The organism is Streptomyces sp. JNUCC 64, assembly GCF_054484115.1.
This window is the reverse complement of record NZ_CM137015.1, coordinates 662,898-682,811: the sequence shown is the minus strand read 5'-3', so window position 1 is coordinate 682,811 and position 19,914 is coordinate 662,898. Positions and strand designations below refer to the sequence as shown.

Annotated in this window: 10 protein-coding genes; 5 read left to right on the top strand and 5 right to left on the bottom strand. The window is 73.7% G+C overall.

Going from position 1 to position 19,914, the window contains the following annotated elements:
- Positions 1-319: 319 nt before the first annotated feature.
- The 4 genes from ACVWNX_RS02620 to ACVWNX_RS02605 all read left to right on the top strand — a co-directional run bounded on the left by ACVWNX_RS02620 (position 320) and on the right by ACVWNX_RS02605 (position 12,986).
- The gene (locus tag ACVWNX_RS02620; RefSeq protein WP_454412215.1) at positions 320-7,825 is read left to right on the top strand and encodes an amino acid adenylation domain-containing protein; all 7,506 of its coding nucleotides are present in this window, start codon (positions 320-322) and stop codon (positions 7,823-7,825) included.
- Positions 7,826-7,901: 76 nt separating this feature from the next.
- Positions 7,902-11,081, top strand: a complete 3,180-nt coding sequence (locus ACVWNX_RS02615; RefSeq protein WP_454412214.1) for a non-ribosomal peptide synthetase — start codon at positions 7,902-7,904, stop codon at positions 11,079-11,081.
- A complete protein-coding gene (locus tag ACVWNX_RS02610; protein WP_454412213.1) occupies positions 11,078-12,259 on the top strand; it encodes an acyl-CoA dehydrogenase family protein in 1,182 nt (393 codons plus the stop codon). Before ACVWNX_RS02615 ends, ACVWNX_RS02610 begins: the two co-directional genes overlap by 4 nt.
- Positions 12,252-12,986, top strand: coding sequence for a thioesterase II family protein (locus ACVWNX_RS02605; protein ID WP_454412212.1), 735 nt, complete (start codon positions 12,252-12,254; stop codon positions 12,984-12,986). Before ACVWNX_RS02610 ends, ACVWNX_RS02605 begins: the two co-directional genes overlap by 8 nt.
- Before the next feature lie 34 nt (positions 12,987-13,020).
- On the opposite strand, the gene ACVWNX_RS02600 is transcribed toward ACVWNX_RS02605, so the two are convergent.
- Positions 13,021-13,674 carry a helix-turn-helix domain-containing protein gene (locus tag ACVWNX_RS02600; protein ID WP_454412211.1) on the bottom strand — a complete coding sequence of 218 codons (654 nt, stop codon included), beginning with the start codon at positions 13,672-13,674 and terminating at the stop codon, positions 13,021-13,023.
- A gap of 138 nt (positions 13,675-13,812) precedes the next feature.
- Between ACVWNX_RS02600 and ACVWNX_RS02595 the strand changes: the two genes are divergently transcribed.
- Complete coding sequence (locus tag ACVWNX_RS02595; protein WP_454412210.1) at positions 13,813-14,973, top strand: NtaA/DmoA family FMN-dependent monooxygenase; 1,161 nt, start codon at positions 13,813-13,815, stop codon at positions 14,971-14,973.
- A 360-nt stretch (positions 14,974-15,333) separates the two neighbouring features.
- On the opposite strand, the gene ACVWNX_RS02590 is transcribed toward ACVWNX_RS02595, so the two are convergent.
- Genes ACVWNX_RS02590 through ACVWNX_RS02575 form a run of 4 tightly spaced genes read right to left on the bottom strand, consistent with a single transcriptional unit; the run spans position 15,334 to position 19,904 of the window.
- Positions 15,334-16,512 (bottom strand): NAD(P)/FAD-dependent oxidoreductase, encoded by a 1,179-nt coding sequence (locus ACVWNX_RS02590; protein WP_454412209.1) that lies wholly within the window; start codon positions 16,510-16,512, stop codon positions 15,334-15,336.
- Between the two features lie 52 nt (positions 16,513-16,564).
- Complete coding sequence (locus ACVWNX_RS02585) at positions 16,565-17,320, bottom strand: thioesterase II family protein (protein ID WP_454412208.1); 756 nt, start codon at positions 17,318-17,320, stop codon at positions 16,565-16,567.
- Positions 17,317-19,644, bottom strand: coding sequence for an amino acid adenylation domain-containing protein (locus tag ACVWNX_RS02580; protein WP_454412207.1), 2,328 nt, complete (start codon positions 19,642-19,644; stop codon positions 17,317-17,319). The genes ACVWNX_RS02585 and ACVWNX_RS02580 overlap by 4 nt, the downstream gene beginning before the upstream one ends.
- Positions 19,641-19,904: a phosphopantetheine-binding protein gene (locus tag ACVWNX_RS02575; protein ID WP_454412206.1), complete on the bottom strand. Its 264-nt coding sequence runs from the start codon at positions 19,902-19,904 to the stop codon at positions 19,641-19,643. Before ACVWNX_RS02575 ends, ACVWNX_RS02580 begins: the two co-directional genes overlap by 4 nt.
- Positions 19,905-19,914: the final 10 nt, after the last annotated feature.

Here is a 19,914-nt window from a genome sequence, read left to right as displayed (position 1 = left end):
ACACCGCCGCCCGACCCCGCGACGCCCGGCGCGGCCCCGCACACGGCAGTCCGCCACGCGAAGCCCGGTCCGGCGCGCCCCTGGACACCGCCGTCACACCGCCGCCCGCCGTGCGCCGCGCGGTCCGCCCGCGCGCGGCACCGCCGGAACCCCCTACTGGCTCCGCCACGAGGACGTTCCGGCACCCGACCACCACACACACGCACCAGACGCCGCACGGCCACCCCGTACGGGCGACGACGCCTGTCCGACGACAGGACCCGGTCCCGTCGCACGGGTACGCACGGCCGACGCCCCGTTCCGCAAAGGAGATCCTCCGGTGACATCCGCAGCCCCCGTCTCGGGTGCTCAACACGACGGCGCCGTCGTCGACATCGCCGTCGTCGGGATGGCGGGCCGGTTCCCCGGCGCCCCTGACCTCGACGCCTTCTGGCACAACCTCCGCTCCGGCGTGGAGTCGATGGAAACGCTGACCGAGGAGGAACTGCGGGCCGAGGGGCTCGACCAGGAACTCATCGGCGGACGGGACTACGTACCGGTCGCGCCGACGCTCGAAGGGATCGAACTCTTCGACGCCGGGTTCTTCGGCTTCACCGCCCGCGAGGCGGCGCTGCTCGACCCCCAGCAGCGGCTCTTCCTGGAGAGCGCCTGGCACGCGATGGAACACGCCGGGATCGACCCCGCCCGCTCCGGCACCACCGGGGTGTTCGCCGGTGGCAACATGCCGGCGTACCTGATGTCCAATCTGCTCGGCGGCCACCGGATCGTGCTCGACTCGACGATGTTCGAGCTGCAGATCCACAACGACAAGGACTACCTGGCCAGCCGGACCGCCTACAAGCTCGGGCTGACCGGCCCCGCGGTGAACGTGCAGACCGCGTGCTCCACCTCGCTGGTGGCGGTGCACCAGGCAGCCGCCGCGCTGCGCTCCGGGTCCTGCGGACTCGCCCTCGCCGGAGGGGTGTGCGTCCGGGTGCCGCACCGCGTCGGCTACCGCTACGAGCAGGGACTGATCTACTCGCCGGACGGACACTGCCGCCCCTTCGACGCCGACGGCGCGGGCACCGTCTTCGGTAACGGCGTCGGCGTGGTCGTGCTGAAGCGGCTGACCGACGCCCAGCGCGACGGTGACCGGGTGCTCGCCGTCCTCAAGGGCTCCGCGGTGAACAACGACGGCGCGGACAAGGTGGGCTACACCGCCCCCAGCGTGCGCGGCCAGGAGGCGGTGGTCGCCGAGGCGATCGCCGACAGCGGGGTGCCCGCCCGCTCGATCACCGCCGTCGAGGCGCACGGCACCGGCACCCATGTCGGCGACCCCATCGAGGTCACCGCGCTCACCCGGGCGTTCGCCCGGCAGACCGCGGACACCCAGTTCTGCGCGCTCGGCTCGGTCAAGTCGAACATCGGGCACCTGGAGTCGGCGGCGGGCATCGCCAGCTTCATCAAGGCCGTGCTCCAGCTCCAGCACCGGACCCTGGTGCCCAGCCTGCACTTCCAGCGGCCCAACCCGCGCATCGACTTCCCGGCCACCCCGTTCTTCGTCAACACGGAGCTGCGGGAGTGGCCGGAGGGGGAGTCCCCCCGCCGCATCGGGGTCAGCTCCTTCGGCATCGGCGGCACCAACGCGCACGTGGTCCTGGAACAGGCGCCGGAGCCGACCCCGGCACCGCCCTCCGACCGGCCGCAGCTGGTGGTCCTCTCGGCGAAGACCCCGGCCGCGCTGGACGCGCTCGGCGACGCGGTCGCGGAGCGGCTCGCCGCGCTCGCCGACCGCCCGCTGGCCGATGTCGCGCACACCCTCCAGACCGGCCGCGCGGCGATGCGCTACCGCAGGGCGGTGCTGGCCACCGGCACCGCCGAGGCGGCCGGGCTGCTGTCCGGGTCGGAACCGGGCCGGGTGCGCGGCGCGGACGCCGGTACCGCCCCGGCCAAGGTGGTGTTCCTCTTCCCCGGACAGGGCGCCCAGTACCCCGGGATGAGCCGGGGCCTCTACACGGACGAGCCCGCGTTCACCGAGGCCATGGACGAGTGCGCGGCCCTGCTGGAGGAACCCCTCGGCATCGATCTGCGCACCGTCCTCTACCCGGACGAACCCACCCGGGACGGACTCACCCACACCACGCTCGCCCAGCCCGCGCTGTTCGCCACCGAGTACGCGCTGGCCCAACTGCTGCTGTCCTGGGGCGTCGAACCGGACGTCATGGTGGGGCACAGCATCGGCGAGTTCACCGCGGCCTGTCTGTCCGGGGTGCTGTCCCTGGCGGACGCCACCCGGCTGGTGGCCCTGCGCGGCAAGCTGATGCGGGACCAGCCGACGGGGGCCATGCTCTCGATCGCGGCGCCCGCCGCCGACGTCGAACGCCTGCTGCCGCGCGGGGTCTCCATCGCGGCCGTCAACGCGCCCTCGCTGTGCGTGGCCTCCGGCCCGCACCAGGCGGTGGCCAGGCTCTCCGAGCGGCTGACCGCCGAGGGCGTCACCGTGCGCCCGCTGCACACCTCCCACGCCTTCCACTCGTCGATGATGGACCCGGTGGTCGAGCCGTTCACCCGGGCGGTGGCCGAGTCCGTCCTCATCGCCCCCGGCCGCCCGTTCGTCTCCTGCGTCACCGGGGAACCCGTCACCGCCGAACTGGCCACCGACCCCCGCTACTGGGGCACCCATCTGCGCCGCCCCGTGCTCTTCTCCGACGCGGTGCGCACCGCGATCGGCGACCGCCCCGCCGTCCTCGTCGAGGTGGGGCCCGGCAACACCCTCAGCACCCTGGCCCGGGTCGGCGCCGAGGACGGCCGCCCCCGCGCGGCCGCCGTCACCACCATGCGCCGCCCCGACGAGTCCGCCGACGACTCACGGGTGCTGCGCACCGCCGTGGGCGACGTCTGGCTGTTCGGCGGCACCGTCGACTGGCCCGCCCTGCACGAGGGCCGCCGCGAACGGGTGGAACTGCCCGGCTACCCCTTCCAGCGCGACCGCTACTGGATCGAACCCCGCTCCACCAAGACGGACGCCTCCGCCCTGGCCGACCTCGGCGGACAGCTCGCCGAACGCGAGGAGCCCGAGGCACGGCCGTCCACCAGGGCGGCCCGGCCGGGCACCCTGGTGACCGGGTACGTGGCACCGGCGGACGAGCTGGAGGAGACGATCGCCGGGGTCTGGGAGGAACTGTTCGGCATCGCGCCGATCGGCACCCGGGACAACTTCTTCGAACTCGGCGGCCACTCGCTGCTGGCCACCCAGGTGCTCAACCGGCTCCAGGCCACCGCCGGGGTCACCGTGCCGATGAGCGAGCTGCTGGCCGCGCCCACCGTCGCCGGACTGGCCGAGCGGATGCGCGGGGCCGACGCGACCGGGGCCGACGACCGGCTGGCCGCCGTCGTCCCCCGGCCGGAGCTGCGCCACGAACCGTTCCCGCTCACCGAGATGCAGCAGGCGCAGTGGATCGGCCGGCTGTCCAGCTTCGACATGGGAGGCGTCGCCCCCCATCTGTACTTCGAGTTCGACAGCCGCGTCATCGAGGTCCCCCGGCTGGAGACGGCCTGGCGGCGGGTGGTGGAACGGCACGACATGCTGCGGATGGTCGTGCTCCCGGACGGCCGCCAGCGCGTCCTGCCGGACACCGGGCCCTACCGCTTCGAGGTCCTCGACCTGCGCGGGACACCGGCGGCGGAGGCCGAGCGGGAGCTCGCCGCGATCCGCGACCGGATGGGCACCGAGGTGCGCCCGGCGGACACCTGGCCGCTGTGGGAGATCAGGGTCAGCCTGCTCCCCGACCACCTCGTACGGGTGCACGTCAGCTTCGACCTGCTGGTCGCGGACGTGTCCTCGTTCTTCTACCAACTGCTGCCGCAGTGGCGGGAGTTCTACCACGAGCCCGGAATCGACCCCACGCCCCTGACACTGTCCTTCCGCGACTACGTGCTCGCCGAGGAGGCACTGAGGGACACCCCGCGCTACGAACGCGCCCTGGAGTACTGGCGCAAGCGGGTCCGCGAGCTGCCCGCCGCCCCCGAACTCCCCACCGCGCAGACCACCGGCACCGGCGAACGGCTGGCGTTCGTCCGACGGCACGCCACGCTCGACGCCGAGCTGTGGGGCCGGATCAAGGCCAAGGCGGGCGAGTTCGGCGTCACCGCGTCCAGCGCGATGCTCGCCGCGTTCGCCGTCACCATCGGCACCTGGAGCAAGAGTCAGCGGTTCACCCTCAACTTCACGGCCGTCAACCGGCTGCCGGTGCACGAGGAGGTCGACGACCTGGTCGGCGAGTTCGCCTCCTTCGACCTGCTGGAGGTGGACGCGGTGGCGGCCGGCGACTTCGCCGGACTGGTCCGTGGACTCCAGCGGCAGAGCTGGGACGACTTCGAACACCGCTACGTCAGCGGGGTGCGCATCCTGCGCGAACGGGCCCGGGCGCGCGGCGGCGCCGGTGACGTCATGCCGGTCGTGTTCACCAGCGCGCTCGGCAGCGACGTCGACGGCAAGCCCGCGCCGTCCCCCGTGGACTGGCTCGGCGAGCAGAACTACTTCATCTCCCAGACGCCGCAGGTGACCATCGACCACTTCCTGCTGGAGTTCGGCGGCAACCTGGAACTGGCCTGGCACGCCGTCGACGGGCTGTTCCCCGAGGGCCTGATGGCCGAGATGTTCCAGGCGTACCAGGACTTCGTGGTGGGCCTGGCCGAGACCGACGGCTGGCACCGGCCCCCGGTGCTCGACCTGCCCGCCGGGCAGCTGGCCCCCCGGGCCGAGGCGAACGACACGGACGGCGCGCTGCCGGACGGGGTGCTGCCCGCGCGGGTGCTGGCCCGGGCCCGTTCCACCGAGCCCGCGGTGATCGCCGAGGACCGCGTCCTGGACTTCGCCGAACTCGCCGGACGCGCGGTGGCGCTCGCCCGGACGCTGACCGGGGCCGGGTTCGGCCCGGGGAGCGTGGTCGGCGTCGGACTGGCCAAGGGCTGGCGGCAGATCGTGGCGGCCCTGGCGGCCTCGGCGGCGGGCTGCGTCTACGTCCCGCTGGACCCCGGCCTGCCGGAGGCCCGCCGCCGCTGGCTGGTCGGACAGGCGGGCATCGGATGCGTGCTGGCCGACCCGGAGACGGCCGACCACTGGCCGGACGCGCCGAGGGTGCTGCCGGTCTCCGAGGACGACGGATGGTCCCCGGTGGACCCGGCGGAGTGGACCTGTCCGGCCCGCCCGGAGGACACCGCCTACGTCATCTACACCTCCGGCTCCACCGGAACGCCCAAGGGCGTGGCGGTCAGCCACCGGGCCGCGCTGAACACCCTGGTGGACATCGAGGAGCGGTTCGGCGTCCGGCCGGGCGACCGGGTGCTGGGGCTGTCCGCGCTCAACTTCGACCTCTCGGTCTTCGACGTGTTCGGGATGCTCGCGGCCGGCGGGGCCGTGGTGCTCCCCGACGCGGCGGACCGGCGCAACCCGGCCCGCTGGGCCGAACTGTGCGGGCGGCACGGCGTCACGGTGTGGAACTCGGTGCCCGCGCTGATGGGGATGATGGTCGAACACCTTGAGGCGACGGGCGATCCGGCCCCGGTCTCCTCACTGCGGCTGACCATGCTGAGCGGGGACTGGATCCCGCTGTCCCTGCCGGACCGGCTGCGGGCGGTGGCGCCCTCCACCGAGGTGATCAGCCTCGGCGGCGCGACCGAGGCCGCGGTGTGGTCGATCGCCCACCCCGTCGGCGAGGTCCACCCGGACTGGCCGTCCATCCCCTACGGCCGTCCCCTGCGCAACCAGCGCTTCCACGTCCTCAACGACCTGATGCGGCACGCGCCGGTGTGGGTGCCGGGCCAGCTGTACATCGCCGGGGCGGGCCTCGCCGAGGGCTACTGGAACGACGAGGCGCGCACCGCCGAGTCCTTCCTCACCCACCCGGAGACGGGGGAGCGGCTGTACCGCACCGGTGACCTCGGCCGGTACCTGCCCGACGGCACCATCGAGTTCCTCGGCCGCGACGACTTCCAGGTCAAGGTCGGCGGCTACCGGATCGAGCTGGGGGAGATCGAACACGCCCTCGCCGGGCACCCCCGGGTCGCCAACGCGGTGGTGTCCGCGCTCGGCCCCCGCACCCAGCAGCGGCTGGTCGCGCACGTCGTCCCGGCGGCCCCGGAGGACCGGGACGACCCCGGCTTCACCGACGGGCTGCGGGACCACCTCGCCCGGTCGCTGCCCTCCTACATGATCCCGGCCGACGTCGTCCTCATCGACGCGATGCCGTTGAGCGGCAACGGCAAGGTGGACCGCTCGGCGCTGCCCGACCCCCGGCGCGAGGGCAGCGGCGGGACCACGGACACCACGGGAGGGACGGACGGAACCGACGGGACGGAGGACACCGAGGGGGCGCTGGGCACCCTGCTGAGCCTGGCGGCCGATCTGCTCGGCGTGGACCGGCCCGGGGCGCGGGACAACTTCTTCGAACTGGGTGGCGACTCCATCATGGGCGTCCAGTTCGTCGGCCGGGCCAACGCCGAAGGCATCGCGATCAACCCGCAGGACCTCTTCGAGAGCACCACCTTCCTGGAACTGGCGCGGGCCGTCCCCGTCGAGGAGGCCGCCGCGAACACGGCCACCGCCGTACCGCTCACCCCGCACCAGACCCTCGCGGCCGCCCAGACGGGCTCGCTGGTGCTGGAGGTGCCGGACGACTTCGATCCGGTGCTGGCCGGACGGGCGCTGGACGCGCTGCTCCACCGCCATCCGGCGCTGCGCGCCCGGACGCGGACCGAGGACGGACGACGGGTCGCGGCGCCGTCCGACCGGACCGGGGACGCCGAGGTGCCCGAGATCGACCTCGGCGCCCTGCCCGAGGAGGTGCGGGCGGAGGCGCTGCCGCAGATGCTCGCCGAGATGACCGGGGAACTGGACGCGGAGGCCGGGCCCGTGGTCAAGCTCGCGGTGTTCCGGCTCGGCGAGCGGGGCAGTGTGCTGGCCTGCGCGATGGCCCAGGCACTGGTCGACGACGCCTCCGTCGTCCTCTTCTGCCGGGAACTGGTCCAGGCGTACCGGCGGCTCGCCGCCGACCAGCCGGTGGCGTGGAGCGCGGGCGCGGGTTCGCTCCCGGAGTGGAACCGGGGCCTGCGCCGGGAGCCGACGCATCCGGCCGGACTCGACGGGACCCCGGGCACCCCCCGGGCACTGCCCCGGTGCCACACGGTCGCCCTGGACGCCGCCCGCACCGCGGAGCTGCTCTCCGAGGCGGCGGCCCGCTACCACCTGGACCCCACCGAGGTCCTGGCGGCGGCCGCGTCCGCCGCGCTGGGCCGGGCGCTGTCCACCCCGCCGCAACTGCTGGTGGAGCGTTCGCTGCGGGCCGACCTGTCCGGCAGCACGGAACCCGCCGGCCGTCTGGTGGGCCGGGTGACCGAACTGCGGACCGTGGAGCCGGTGACGGCCGGAGAGGGACCGGACCGCTTCCTGCCCTCGGTGAAGACCCAGCTCAGGGCCCCGCTGCCGGACCCGGTCCGGGGAGCGGTGGTCGTCCTGCGGGAACCGGTGGTCTGGGACCGCCTCGACGACGGCATCGGGGTCCCCGGGGACTTCGCCGGGATCGACGGACTCGCGGGATGGCACGACCGGACGGCGGGCGAGCTGAGCGCGGCCCTGGTGGACGGTGCCCTCCGGATCCGCTGGCGACTGGACGGGGACCTGACCGAGACCGAACGGGACCGTCTGGCAGCCGCGTTCGACACGGTCGTCGAGGAGATCGGCGCGCACTGCCGCGAGGCGGCGGAGGGCTCCTACGAACCGTCCGACTTCCCCCTGGCCGGCCTGTCCGGGGACGAACTCGACGCCTTCCTGAACGACCTGCGGTGACCGCGATGACCCGCGATGCCCCGCGACGGCTTGTGGCGACTTGTGATGACTTGTGACGAAGACGGACGGGACAGAGATGAATGACAACGCACCCACCCAGCGACCCGTCCGCGACATCGCGGACATCTACGAACTAGCGCCGATCCAGCAGGGCCTGCTCTACGAGCAGCTCGCCCAGCCCGGCCTGGGCGTCTACGTGGAACAGCTGAGGCTGGAGTTCTCCGGGACGATGCGTCCCGAGCACTTCGAGCGGGCCTGGCAACTGGTCGTCGACCGGCACCCGATCCTGCGCACCTCCTTCCACTGGCGCAAGGACGGCACCGTGATGCAGGTCGTCCACGGGAAGGCCGTGCTCCCCCTGGAGACCCTGGACTGGCGCGACCTCGACGACCGGGAGCAGGAGGACCGGCTGGAGACCTCCCTCGCCGCCGAACGGGCGGCCGGGTTCGACCTGGCCGACGTCCCGCTGATGCGCAGCACGCTGATCCGGCGCGCCGCCGGACGGTGGACGTTCTCCTGGCGGTTCTCGCACCTGCTGATGGACGGATGGTCGTTCACCCTCGCCATCCAGGACTTCATCGACCACTACCGGCTGCTGTGCCGGGGCGGTGAGCCGACCGTCTCCCCCGGGCGGCCGTACCGCGACTACCTGTCCTGGTGGCGCGACCGGGACAGCAAGGAGGCACAGGAGTTCTGGCGCGCGGAACTCGCGGACTACCGGCCCGTCGAACAGGTCCACCTGGGAGGCACCGAGGTGCCCGCGGGCCGCTCCGTCCACGCCCACGTCGAGCGGCTGCTCACCGATCTGGCCCCCCGGCTGACCGCGCTGGCCCGCGCGGAACAGCTGACGCTCGCCACCCTCGCCCAGGGCGCCTGGTTCATCGTGCTGGGCCGCTTCCTCGGCCGCACCGACCTCGCCTGCGGGATCACCATGGCGCACCGGCCGCCCGACCTGGTCGGCTCCACGGACATCCTGGGACCGATGATCGCCACGCTTCCGCTGCGCCGGAGGCTGGACCCCTCGGCGGGACTGCGCTCCTGGCTGCGGGAGTTCGGCAAGCACGTCGTGGAGGCGAGCCAGCACAGCGCCGTGTCGCTGCCCGAGATGCAGTCGGTGCTCGGCACGGACACCACCGTCCCGGTCCTCCAGAGCAGCGTCTCCTACGAGAACGTCCCGATGCCGGACTTCGACCTGGCCGACGTCGGTGCGGAGATGACCGGACTGGCCTACGACGGACGGCCGCACTTCCCGATCACCATGGTGATCATGCCGGGGGCCGAGATGCCGCTGCGGATCGTCCACGACCGCCGCAAGGTGGCCGACGACGTCGCCGAGCGCTTCGCCGACGAGGTCGTCTCGGTGCTGACGCAGATCGTCGAACGCCCGGACGCGACCCTGGGGGAGCTGTCCTTCCTCAGCGCCCCCCGGTCCGCAGGCGATCCGCTCGTCGAGCCGGTGGACGCCTGTCTGCACGAGACGTTCCGGCGGCACGCGGCCGCCCGGCCCGACGCGGTCGCCGTGCGGTACGGGGAGCGGACCCTCACCTACCGGGAGCTGGACGAGTACTCCGACCGGGTCGCCGCCGCGCTCTCGGCGCGGTGTCCCGGGGTGACGCGGGTGGGCCTGTGCCTGCCCCGGTCCGCCGATCTGGTGGCCGCGATGATCGGCGTCTTCAAGGCCGGGGCCGCCTACGTCCCGCTGGACCCCGAGTACCCGCCGAGCAGGCTGGCCGAGGTCCTGGCCGACTCCGGCGCGGAGGTGGTGCTCACCGACGGTTCGCCGGACGGGGAGTTCGCCACGGGCGACGCGCGGGTGCTCACCCTCGCGGAGGCGGCCGGGCACCCGGCCGACGGCGGGCCGCCCACGGCCACCGACCCCGACGCGGTGGCGTACCTGCTCTACACCTCGGGCTCGACCGGACGGCCGAAGGGCGTGCCGGTCACCCACCGCAACGTCCAGAGCCTGCTGGCGGCGGGCCGCGAGACCTTCGGCTTCACCCCGGAGGACGTCTGGACCTTCGCCCACTCCTTCGCCTTCGACTACTCGGTGTGGGAGATCTGGGGAGCGCTGGGCAACGGCGCCCCGCTGGTCGTGGTGGACCGGGAGACCGCACGCGATCCGCGCGCCCTGGCCCGGCTGATCGACGGGGAACGGGTGACGGTGCTCAGCGAGACCCCCTCGCTGTTCGAACACCTGGTGCCCGAGCTGGCCCGGGACACCACCCTGCGGAAGGTGTTCCTCGGCGGCGACCGGCTGGACCCCGCCGTACTGCGGCCGTGGTTCGCCGCGTTCGGGGAGCGGGAGGTCGAGCTGTACAACCTCTACGGGGTGACCGAGGCCACCGTGGTGTCCACGTACCACCGGGTGCGCCCGGAGGACGTGGCCACCGACCAGCCGGTCCCGATCGGCCGCGCGCTGCCCAACCAGCGGGTGCACCTGCTCGACGAGCACGACCGCCCGGTACCGGTGGGCGCCACCGGTCAGCTGTGCGTCGCCGGACACGCGGTCGCCTCGGGGTACCACGCCCGGGACGAGCTCACCGCGCGGCGCTTCGGCACCGCCCCCTCGGACGACGCGTCCTGCGGGACGGTGCCCCTCTACCGCACCGGTGACCTCGCCACAGCCACGGCCGGGGGCGAGTACCGGTTCCTGGGGCGCGCGGACGCACAGGTCAAGGTGCGGGGGTTCCGGGTCGAACCGGGCGAGGTCGAGGCGGTGCTGCGGGAGACGCCCGGCACCCGGTCGGCGGCGGTGGCCGTGCACGGCACCGGGGAGCGGAAGCGGCTCGTCGGCTACGTCGTCCCCGAGGACCCGGACCCGGCGCTCGCCGACGCGCCCCGGCCCGCCGAACCGGTGCGGGACTTCCTGCGCGCCCGGCTGCCCGAGCACATGGTGCCGGTCGCGGTGTACTGGGTCGACCGGATCCCCACCACCCCCGGCGGCAAGGTGGACCTCGCGGCCCTGCCCGCCCCGGACGAGGTGGCCACCGGCCGCTCCACCGCCCCGAGGACCGACGCCGAACACCTGGTCGTCCGGCTGCTGTCCGAGGTGCTGGAGGTGCCGGAGGTGGGCGCGGACGACGTCCTGGGCGAGCTGGGCCTGCACTCGATCGGCGCCATGAGGCTGACCGCCCGGCTGCGCGGCGAGTACGGGCTCGACCTGGCCCTCGGCGAGCTGCTGGCCGCCCGCACGGTGGCCGCGCTGGCCGTCGCGCTGGAGGCCGTGGGACCGGTACCGGCCCGGGAGGCCCGATGAGCACGGCACCGTCCGGACGGACCGTTCCGGAGGACCGCCACGACAGCCCGGAGAACCAGGAGTGGCGGGAGCGGGTGCGGCGGTTCGCCGAGAAGGAGATCGCCCCCCTCTCCACCACGATGGACCGGACGGCCACCCTCGACGCGACGCTGCGCGAGCGGCTGTTCTCGGCCGGTCTGATGTCGGTGGAGATCCCGCGCGGCTACGGCGGCACCGGCGGCACGCTGTGCCAGCTGGTCCTCGCCATCGAGGAGGTGTCCCGGGTGGACCCCGGGGTCGCCGTCGGCGTCCACGTCCACAACGTGCTCGTCGCGGGAACGCTGCTGCGGCACGCGACGGGCGACCAGCGCAGGACGTACCTCCCGCTGCTGGCCACCGGGAGGATCGGGGCCTTCGCGCTCTCCGAGGAACGGGCGGGCAGCGACGCGTTCGCCCTGAGCACCGTCGCCCGGCGCGACGGCGGCGGGTACGTGCTCCACGGCCGCAAGCGGTGGACCAGCAACGCGCGCAACGCCGATCTGCTGCTGGTCTTCGCGCTCCTGGAGGACGGCGGGCCCACCGCGTTCCTGGTGCCCGCCGACGCCCCCGGGGTGTCCCTGGAGCACCGGGTGGAGCAGATGGGGGTGCGGGCGGCGGCCACCTCGGACGTGGTCTTCGACGGGACCCCGGTCCGCGCCGCCCAGCTCGTCGGTCCGCCCGGCGGCGGCCAGACGGTGGCGATGGGCGGACTGGACCTGGGACGGCTCGGCATCGCCGCCCAGATGACCGGTCTCGCCCAGGGGGCGCTGGACGCGGCGGTCGGCTACAGCCGGTCCCGCGAGCAGTTCGGCAACCGCATCGCCGACTACCAGGGCGTCCAGTTCCCGCTGGCGGACGTGGCCAGCCAGCTGGCGGCGGCGCGGGCGCTGCTGTACGAGACGGTCGGCCTCTTCCAGCGGGACTCCGATCCGGTCGAGCGGATCCGGTACGCCGCCATGGCGAAGCACACCGCCTCCCGGGTCGCGGAACGGGCGGCCTCGGTGGCCGTGGAGACACTGGGCGGCAACGGGTTCACCGACGCCTATCCGGTGGAGCGGCTCTACCGGGACGCCAAGGCGGGGAAGATCTACGAGGGCACGTCCAACGTCCTGCTCCGCACCATCGCCTCGATCATGATCGGGGGGAAGCCGGGTGACTGACCGGGTGCGGCTGCTCTGTTTCTCCTACGCCGGTGGCAACGCCCAGACGTACGTCCGCTGGCGGCGTCCGCTGGGCGAGGGCGTCGAGGTCCATCCCATGCAACTGCCCGGCCACGGCGAGCGGATCGGCGAACGGCCCGAACACCGCTGGGACGCGCTGCTGGACGACGTCCGCACCAGGCTGGCGAAGCTGGCGGACCGGCCGATCGCCCTGTTCGGACACAGCCTAGGGGCCCTGATCGCCTTCGAGTGCGCCCGGATGCTGGTGGCCGAACACGGCGTCCAGCCGGTGCGGTTGCTGGTGTCCGGCCACCGGGCGCCGCATCTGCCGATGCGCGAGGAGGCCCTGCGCCACCTCCCGGACGCGGAGTTCCTGGCGAGGCTCAGCGAACGGTCACGCGCCCTGCGGGCCCTGACCGACCCCGGGTTCCGCGCGCTGCTGCTGCCCGTGCTGCGGGCCGACTTCACCGCGTCGGAGACCTACGCGTTCACCGGGGGAGAGCCGTTGACCTGCCCCGTCACCGCGCTGGGCGGTGAACAGGACCAGGACGCCGGGCTGCCGGAACTCGCCGAGTGGCGTCAGCACACCACCGGCGGGTTCGAACTGGTCGCCTTCCCCGGGGACCACTTCTTCGTCGACGACGCGTGGCAGGCCGTGGTGGCCGCGGTCGGCGACCGGCTGCGGCCCCGCACCGGGACCACGGGACCCGGTCGGCCACCCGGCTGACCGGAGTGAGGGCGGCACCGGCCCGGTGCCGCCCTCACTCCGGCGGACGAGGGTCCGCCTGCCGCTCCCGCCGGTACCGCCGCTGTTGGCAGGCGCGCGAACAGTACCTGCGGCGACGGCCCCGCGCGGGCTGGAGGACGGGACCCGCGCAGACGGCGCAGCGACGCGAGGCCACGGTCTTTTCGTCACCGGGGCGCCTCCTTTCGTCACGCGGCCCCCGACGGCCCGCCGCCCGCCGGGGGATCGACTGCGCCGCGGCGACGAGGCCGGACGCCGCGACGAGCCCGCGCGGTGTGTGGTCGACCAGTTCGCCGTCGAGGTCCGGACACTGTCCGACGATGTCGTCGTCGGGACACCGCAACAGGTGCAGCAGATAGGCGTGGGCGCTCTGCAACCGCCGGATCTTCTCCTCGGTCAGCCTGACCTGGTCCTTCACCGCGCTCTGCCACTGCCGGTTCCGGCCGCCCGAGGTCACGGCGGACACCTGGTCGAGCGGCATCGCCCCCACCACGCAGCACAAGTAGGCGAGGCCGATGCGACGGAGTTCGGTCTCCCCGTAGGCCCGCCGTCCGTTGACCCTCGGCGGCTCGTCCAGCACGCCCTGGGCCTCCCACCACCGCAGGGTCGACGGGGCGAGGCCGTAGAGGGCTGCCGCCCGGCCGATCGAGACACGCGGGGGATCGCTCATGCGCCCATTTGACATCAAGTCGCCTGGAAGACTCAAGATTGAGGTTAGGTAAGCCTTATCGCACCCCTCCGGGGTGGTGGTGGAGGCGGCGTCGGGAGCCGCGCGGCTGTCCGGAGAACTCAGAAAGGCGACCGCCTGATGCAGCGTCAACTGGTGCTCAACTACGTGCTCACCTCCCAGGGCTACCCCTGGGAGGCATGGCGTCACCCCGCCATGGACGTCACTCGTGTCAACGATCTCGACTTCCACCTGGAACAGGCACGGCTCGCCGAGGCGGGACGGTTCGACGCCCTCTTCGTCGTCGACCACCGCGCCCAGTTCCACACCCCCGACGCGGCGCTCTTCTTCAACCTCGACCCCGTCCAGCTCCTGACCGCCGTCGCCGCCCACACCGAGCACATCGGCCTGATCGCCACCCTCGGCACCAGCTACTGGACGCCCTACGCGGCGGCCCGTCAGCTCGCCACCCTCGACCACCTCTCACGGGGCCGGGCGGGCTGGAACGTCGTCACCTCCGCGTCCGTGCAGGAGGCCCGCAACCACGGCCTCGACGACGCCGAGAACCGGGAGATCCGCTACGGCAGGGCCCGGGAGTTCATCGACGCCTGCCTCCAGCTGTGGCACTCGTGGGAGCCGGACGCGATCACCGCCGACCGGTCGCTGCCCACCCCGGTGGACCCCGGGAAGATCCACGCCATCAACTTCGCCGGTGAGTACATACGGGTCGACGGACCGCTCGGCACGCCCCGCTCCCCGCAGGCGGTGCCGCTGATCTGCCAGGCCGGACCCTCACCCGCCGGACGCGAACTCGCGGGCTCCTACGCCGACCTGGTCTACGCGGCCTACACCGGCCCGGAGGAGGGCCGCGCCTACCGCGAGGACCTCTCGGACCGGGCCGTCACGGCGGGCCGCGCGGCCGACGCGCTCAGGGTCGTGCCCAACCTGGTGCCCTTCGTCAAGAGCACCGAGGCCGAGGCCCGGGCCTTCCAGCGGGAACTCCTGGACCTCGCCCCCGAGGACGCGCCCACCCTCGGCTCCCCGAGCATGGTGGTGGGCACTCCCGAACAGATAGCCGACCGGATCACGTCCGACTTCGCCTCCGGGGCCCACGACGGCGTCACCCTCGCGGTCCCCCTCCTGTCCGGCCTCGCCGACTTCGTGGACACGGTGGTGCCGATCCTCCAGGCCCGTGGCGTCCACAAGCGCGAGTACGCCCCCGGCACCCTGCGGGAGAAGCTCGGCCTCCCGTTCACCCTCCCGGTGGCCCGCGACCGCTGGCACCGGTTCTACCCGGTGTGACGCGGCCGTACCGGGCCGCCGCTCCCCCACGCGGCGCCAGGCGGGGCGGTGCCGGATTCCGCCGCGCCGTGGCGTACCGCACGGGATCGGGGTCCGTGCCGGGGCTCCGGCGTGCCGGACGTACGGTCGGCCTCCGGCGTCTGGCTCTGAGCGCACGCCATGAGGAGAGAGACGCCAGGGCGATCCGCCACAGCGTCAGCTCGACCGCCCGGAACTTCGGCGCGCGAGCCTGACCAGGGCGGCTTCACGGCCCGGTGCGGCCCGCGCCGGGCCGGGCGCCCCCGCGAACGCCCGATGAAGCACGGCAGCGCCCCGGCGGTCGTGCCCGTGACGGAGGGCCCCGGCCCGGGCGGACGGGCCTCAGTGGCCGCCCGGTGCGGTGGTCAGCAACTCCTCGGCCGACCGGGTTCCGCCCAGGACCCCCAGATAGACCCGGGTCAGCGCGGGGGAGTCCCGGATCCTCCGGTGCATCGCCAGCCTGTCATCGGTCACCCGGAGGTCCGCCGTGGCCAGCGTGGACGCGTAGGACTCCATGAGCACTCCGTCCCGCAGGCTCGCGAACTCGGCCAGCGCCGTGTCCACCAGCCCGTCCGTGCCGCACCGCCCGGCGAGTGCCCGGCCGAGCGACTCCGCCTGGAGGAAGGCGTCGGTGATTCCCCGGGCCGTGATGCTGTCCTTGTGGTGTCCGGCGTCCCCCACCAGGGCCCAGCCGGGACCGGTCGCCTCGCGGAAGAAGTTCCGCTGGTCGCCCGTCCCCCGCAGCCGCAGCACCGGCTCCCTGTTCCGCACCTCCTCGTGGAGATCGGGCGCCAGGGCCCTGACGACCTCCAAATGGTGCCCGAGGGGATCCCTGCGCACCCGCGCGAACTCCGCCTGGGGGACGAAGGTGGACAGGAGGGTGACGCCCTCGTGCGTCGGTATGACCCCGAGGTAGCGGCCGGTGGACTCGACGAGTCGCACATGCTCCCCCGCCAGGCGCCACCCCGAGTAGTAGACGCAGGTGCGGCGTGGGTCCTCGACCGTGGTGCGGGCGGCGCAGAGCGTGGCGAGCGTCGAGCGCATCCCGTCGGCCCCGACGACGACACGGGCACTCTCCCGGACGACCGTCCCGTCAGGGCCGCCCAGCACCGCACCGGTCACCCGCCCGTCCCGGCGGACGACGTCCAGCAGTCTCGTCCGGGGTCTGAACTCGGCCCCCGCGGCCCGGGCCGCCTCGACCAGCAGACGGTCGAGCACATGACGGCGCGGGGCGACGGCGAAGTCCACCCCCTCGTACGCGGGGACCGGACCGGACACCGAGACCCGGTCGATGGTGTGCGTCATGGTCCGCAGCGGGGGGCAGCCGGTCTCCAGCAGCGGGTCCAGGACCCCCCAGTCCCGCAGCCGGGACACCCCCGGCGGATGGATGTACAGCGTGGACAACGTGTCCGAGGGGAACCCCGACCGGTCCACCAGCAGCACCCGGTGCCCGGACTCGGCCACCAGCATCGCGGTGGCCGCTCCCGCGCAGCGGGCACCGACCACGATCGTGTCGTACAAGGCATCACCTTTCGGTCGTGGCCCGTGCCTGACGGTCGGCCCGGCACAGGGATCAGTTCCAGCCCGACCGGGAGGCGATGACACCGGCGACGTCGTCGGCGCGGTCGAGGAGGAGGTTGTGACCGCCCGGCAGACGGCACAGCGCGAATCCCCCGTCGGTGAACGCGGACCAGGCCGCGAAGTCCTCTCCGGACACCGCCCCGTCCGAGACGCCGAGGATGCCGACCACCGGGGCACGCACCCTGGTGGTGCCGTCCTCAGCGGGCCGGTAGGTTTCGATCGCCGCGTAGTCCGCCCGCAGGGCCGGCACCAGCAGACCGAGCAACTCCTCGTCGTCGAGGACGAAGTCCGGTACGTAACCGTCGGCGGCGACCCGCCGGACGAAGGGACCGAGCGGGTACGTGTGAACACCGTTCCGGGGGACGCGGTCGGGCGGCTCGTGCGCGGACAGGAACAGCGTACGGACGGGGTGGTCGCGCAGCCGCCGGGCCATCTCGAACGCCAGGATGGCCCCGGAGCAGTGCCCGTAGAGGGTGACCGGGCGGCCCCCGGAGTGGTGGACGACCGCCTCCGCCGCGGCTTCGGCGAGCGCGTGCACGTCCCGGAGGGGCTCCTCGTGCAGCCGGGCCTCCCGCCCCGGCAGCCGCACCGCGACGGGAAGCGCGAAGCGCCCCACGGCTCGGCACAGGTCACGGACCGCTGCCGCGCCCGCGCCCGCGTGGGGGACCGCGTAGAACACCTCGTCCCGCGGCGCGGGCGCCCCGCTCGTCATCTCCACCAGCCACGGGCTGGTCCGTGTCTCCGTCACGGTCGTCCCCGTTCCGTCGTGACCAGCGCGGTCAGGGCCGCGCGGTCCACCTTCCCCACCCGGTTCACCGGGAACGACGGCACCTCGACCACGTGGTCGGGAACCATGTGGCGGGGCAGCCACCGCCGGGCGAACGCCAGCAGTTCGTCCCGGACGAGACCGTCGGCGAGGTAGAACGCGGCGAGGCGGCTGCCGCCCGGTCCCGGCACGGCCAGCACCACCGCCGCCCGTACCCCCTCGCACCTGGTCAGCACACCGCGGACCTCCCCCAGCTCGATGCGGTGACCCCGGACCTTGACCTGGTCGTCCGTCCGGCCGAGGAACTCCAGAACCCCGTCCTCCCCCCACCGGGCGCGGTCTCCGGTCCGGTACATCGGGGCGCCCGGCGTCGGCGCCCACGGGTCGGGCAGGAATCTGGTCGCGGTCAGCGACGGGTCCCCGGCGTAGCCGTCGGCCACGCACACTCCGCCGATGTACAGATCGCCCGCCACCCCCACGGGACAGACGGCCAGGCGCTCGTCCAGGACGTAGTAGCGCGCGTTGTCCATCGGTACTCCGTAGGGCACGCTCGGCCGGGCCGGATCGACGTCGTTGGCCAGGAAGTGGTTCGACCACACGGTGCACTCGGTCGCTCCGCCCAGGGCGACCACGTCCGCCGCGGGGAACGCCGCCCTGATCTCGCCGGGCATCGTCAGCGGGATCCAGTCCCCGCTCAGCAGCACCAGGCGCAGCGCCGCCCCGCCGAGGTCCCGGCGGAGCGGAAGATAGGGCGTCGCCATCCCCAGCATCGCGGGCGCGGAGTTCCACACCGTGATGTCCTCCCTGACCAGGATGTCCAGCAGGACGTCCGGCTCGCTCAGCTCCTCCTCGCCCGCCACGCGCACGTACCCTCCTGCCGCGAGGGTGCCGAACACGTCGAACACCGACAGGTCGAAGCAGAAGGAGGCCACCGACAGAACCCGGTCGCGGGGCCCCACCCCGTACGCGCGTCGGAGCCAGGTGATGAGGTTGACCACCGGGCGGTGCCGTACCACCACGCCCTTGGGGACGCCGGTCGAACCCGAGGTGAAGATCACGTAGGCCACCGAGCCGGGGGACACCTCCGCCTCCGGCGGGGTCGCGGGCCGCTCCCGGACGTCCGGTCCCGACCAGAACGTGCGCCGCCGGGGGAGCGCCGGGCCGGGCCCGAGGACCAGTTCGGCGTCGAACCGGTCGGCCAGCGCGCCTTCGAGACCGGCTCCGCCCCGCTCGTGGACCGTTACGCGGGCCACGGACGGAAGCACCTCCCCGATGCGGCGGAACGCCCCGCGGGGCAGGGCGAGACCCGGGTGGTCGTCCCGTTCGGGGTCGACCAGGTCGCCGAGCAGGATCCGTCCCCCGGGGCGGAGCAGACCGACGGCGGCCTCCAGCACCTCGTACAGGTACTCGACGTCGGGGAAGAACTGGACCACGCTCGACATCACCACCACGTCGAACGGGCCGGTCACCAACTCGCCCGCCCGGTGGGCGGGGCCGACGACGCCCTCCAGCTCCGGGTACCGTCCGCCGTGGCGCTCCAGCACCCCTTTCACCGACGACGGCGAGACGTCCAGGGCCACGTACCGGCCCGCGTCCCCCGCCAGCTCCCCGACGAGTTCCCCGGAGCCGCACCCGATCTCCAGCACCGACGGGCGCTCCGCGGCACCGGTGCCGTCGCCGGCGGCGAACAGCCGGGCGATGCGCCGCCGGTACGCCTCCAGACCGGCGACCGTGTAGGCGGTCGTGCCCCGGGTGTTGAAACCGGCGGCGAGGAGCCGGTCCGGGGCCTCGACGACATGGTCGAACAGGGCCGCGAGTGCCGTCTCCCCGCAGGCGTCCCCGGCGGAGTACCGGTCCGGACGTCCGGGGCACACGACGCCCCGGACGGAGGGCACGGAGGCCGCGAGCCGTTGCGCGGCCCGTTGCCGGCCGGCACCGGCCACCAGGTACGCGACCCCGAGCCGGTCGAGCAGCCGTTCCGTCCTCGCCGGGGGCCAGTCCGGGTCGAGGGGTACGTACGCGGCCCCGGTCTTCAGAACGGCCACCAGGGAGACCACGGCCCAGGAATCCCGCTCGCTGTACAACGCCACGTGCTCGCCCGGCCCCACGCCCCGGGCTGTCAGGAGCCGGGCGAGCCGGTCCGACCAGGCGTCCAGCTCCCGGTAGGTGAACACCGTCCCGGCGGCGTCCCCCACCGCGTCCGCGTCCGGGGATCGCCGGACCGCCTCCCGGAGCAGGTCGACGACGGTGGCGTGCTCCGGGAACGGGGCGGCGGTCGCGTTCCACCCGGCACGGGGGTACCTCATCGGGAGCCGTCCGTCAGGAAGCCCGCCACGGCCCGCTCCACCCCGTGGACCGTGGGGGCGTCGAAGAACAGCCGTAGCGGCAGCCGCACCCCCACCTGGCGCGAGAGGTCCGTCATGACGAGGGCGACCAGGTAGGAGTTGCCGCCGACGGCGAAGAAGTCGGAGTCGGGGGCGAAGTCCTCGTGCTCCAGCGCCGTTCGCCAGGCCCGGCGCACCATCCGGGGGAGTGCGTCGGTGGCGATGTCGACGTGCTCGTTCATCAGCGGCCCT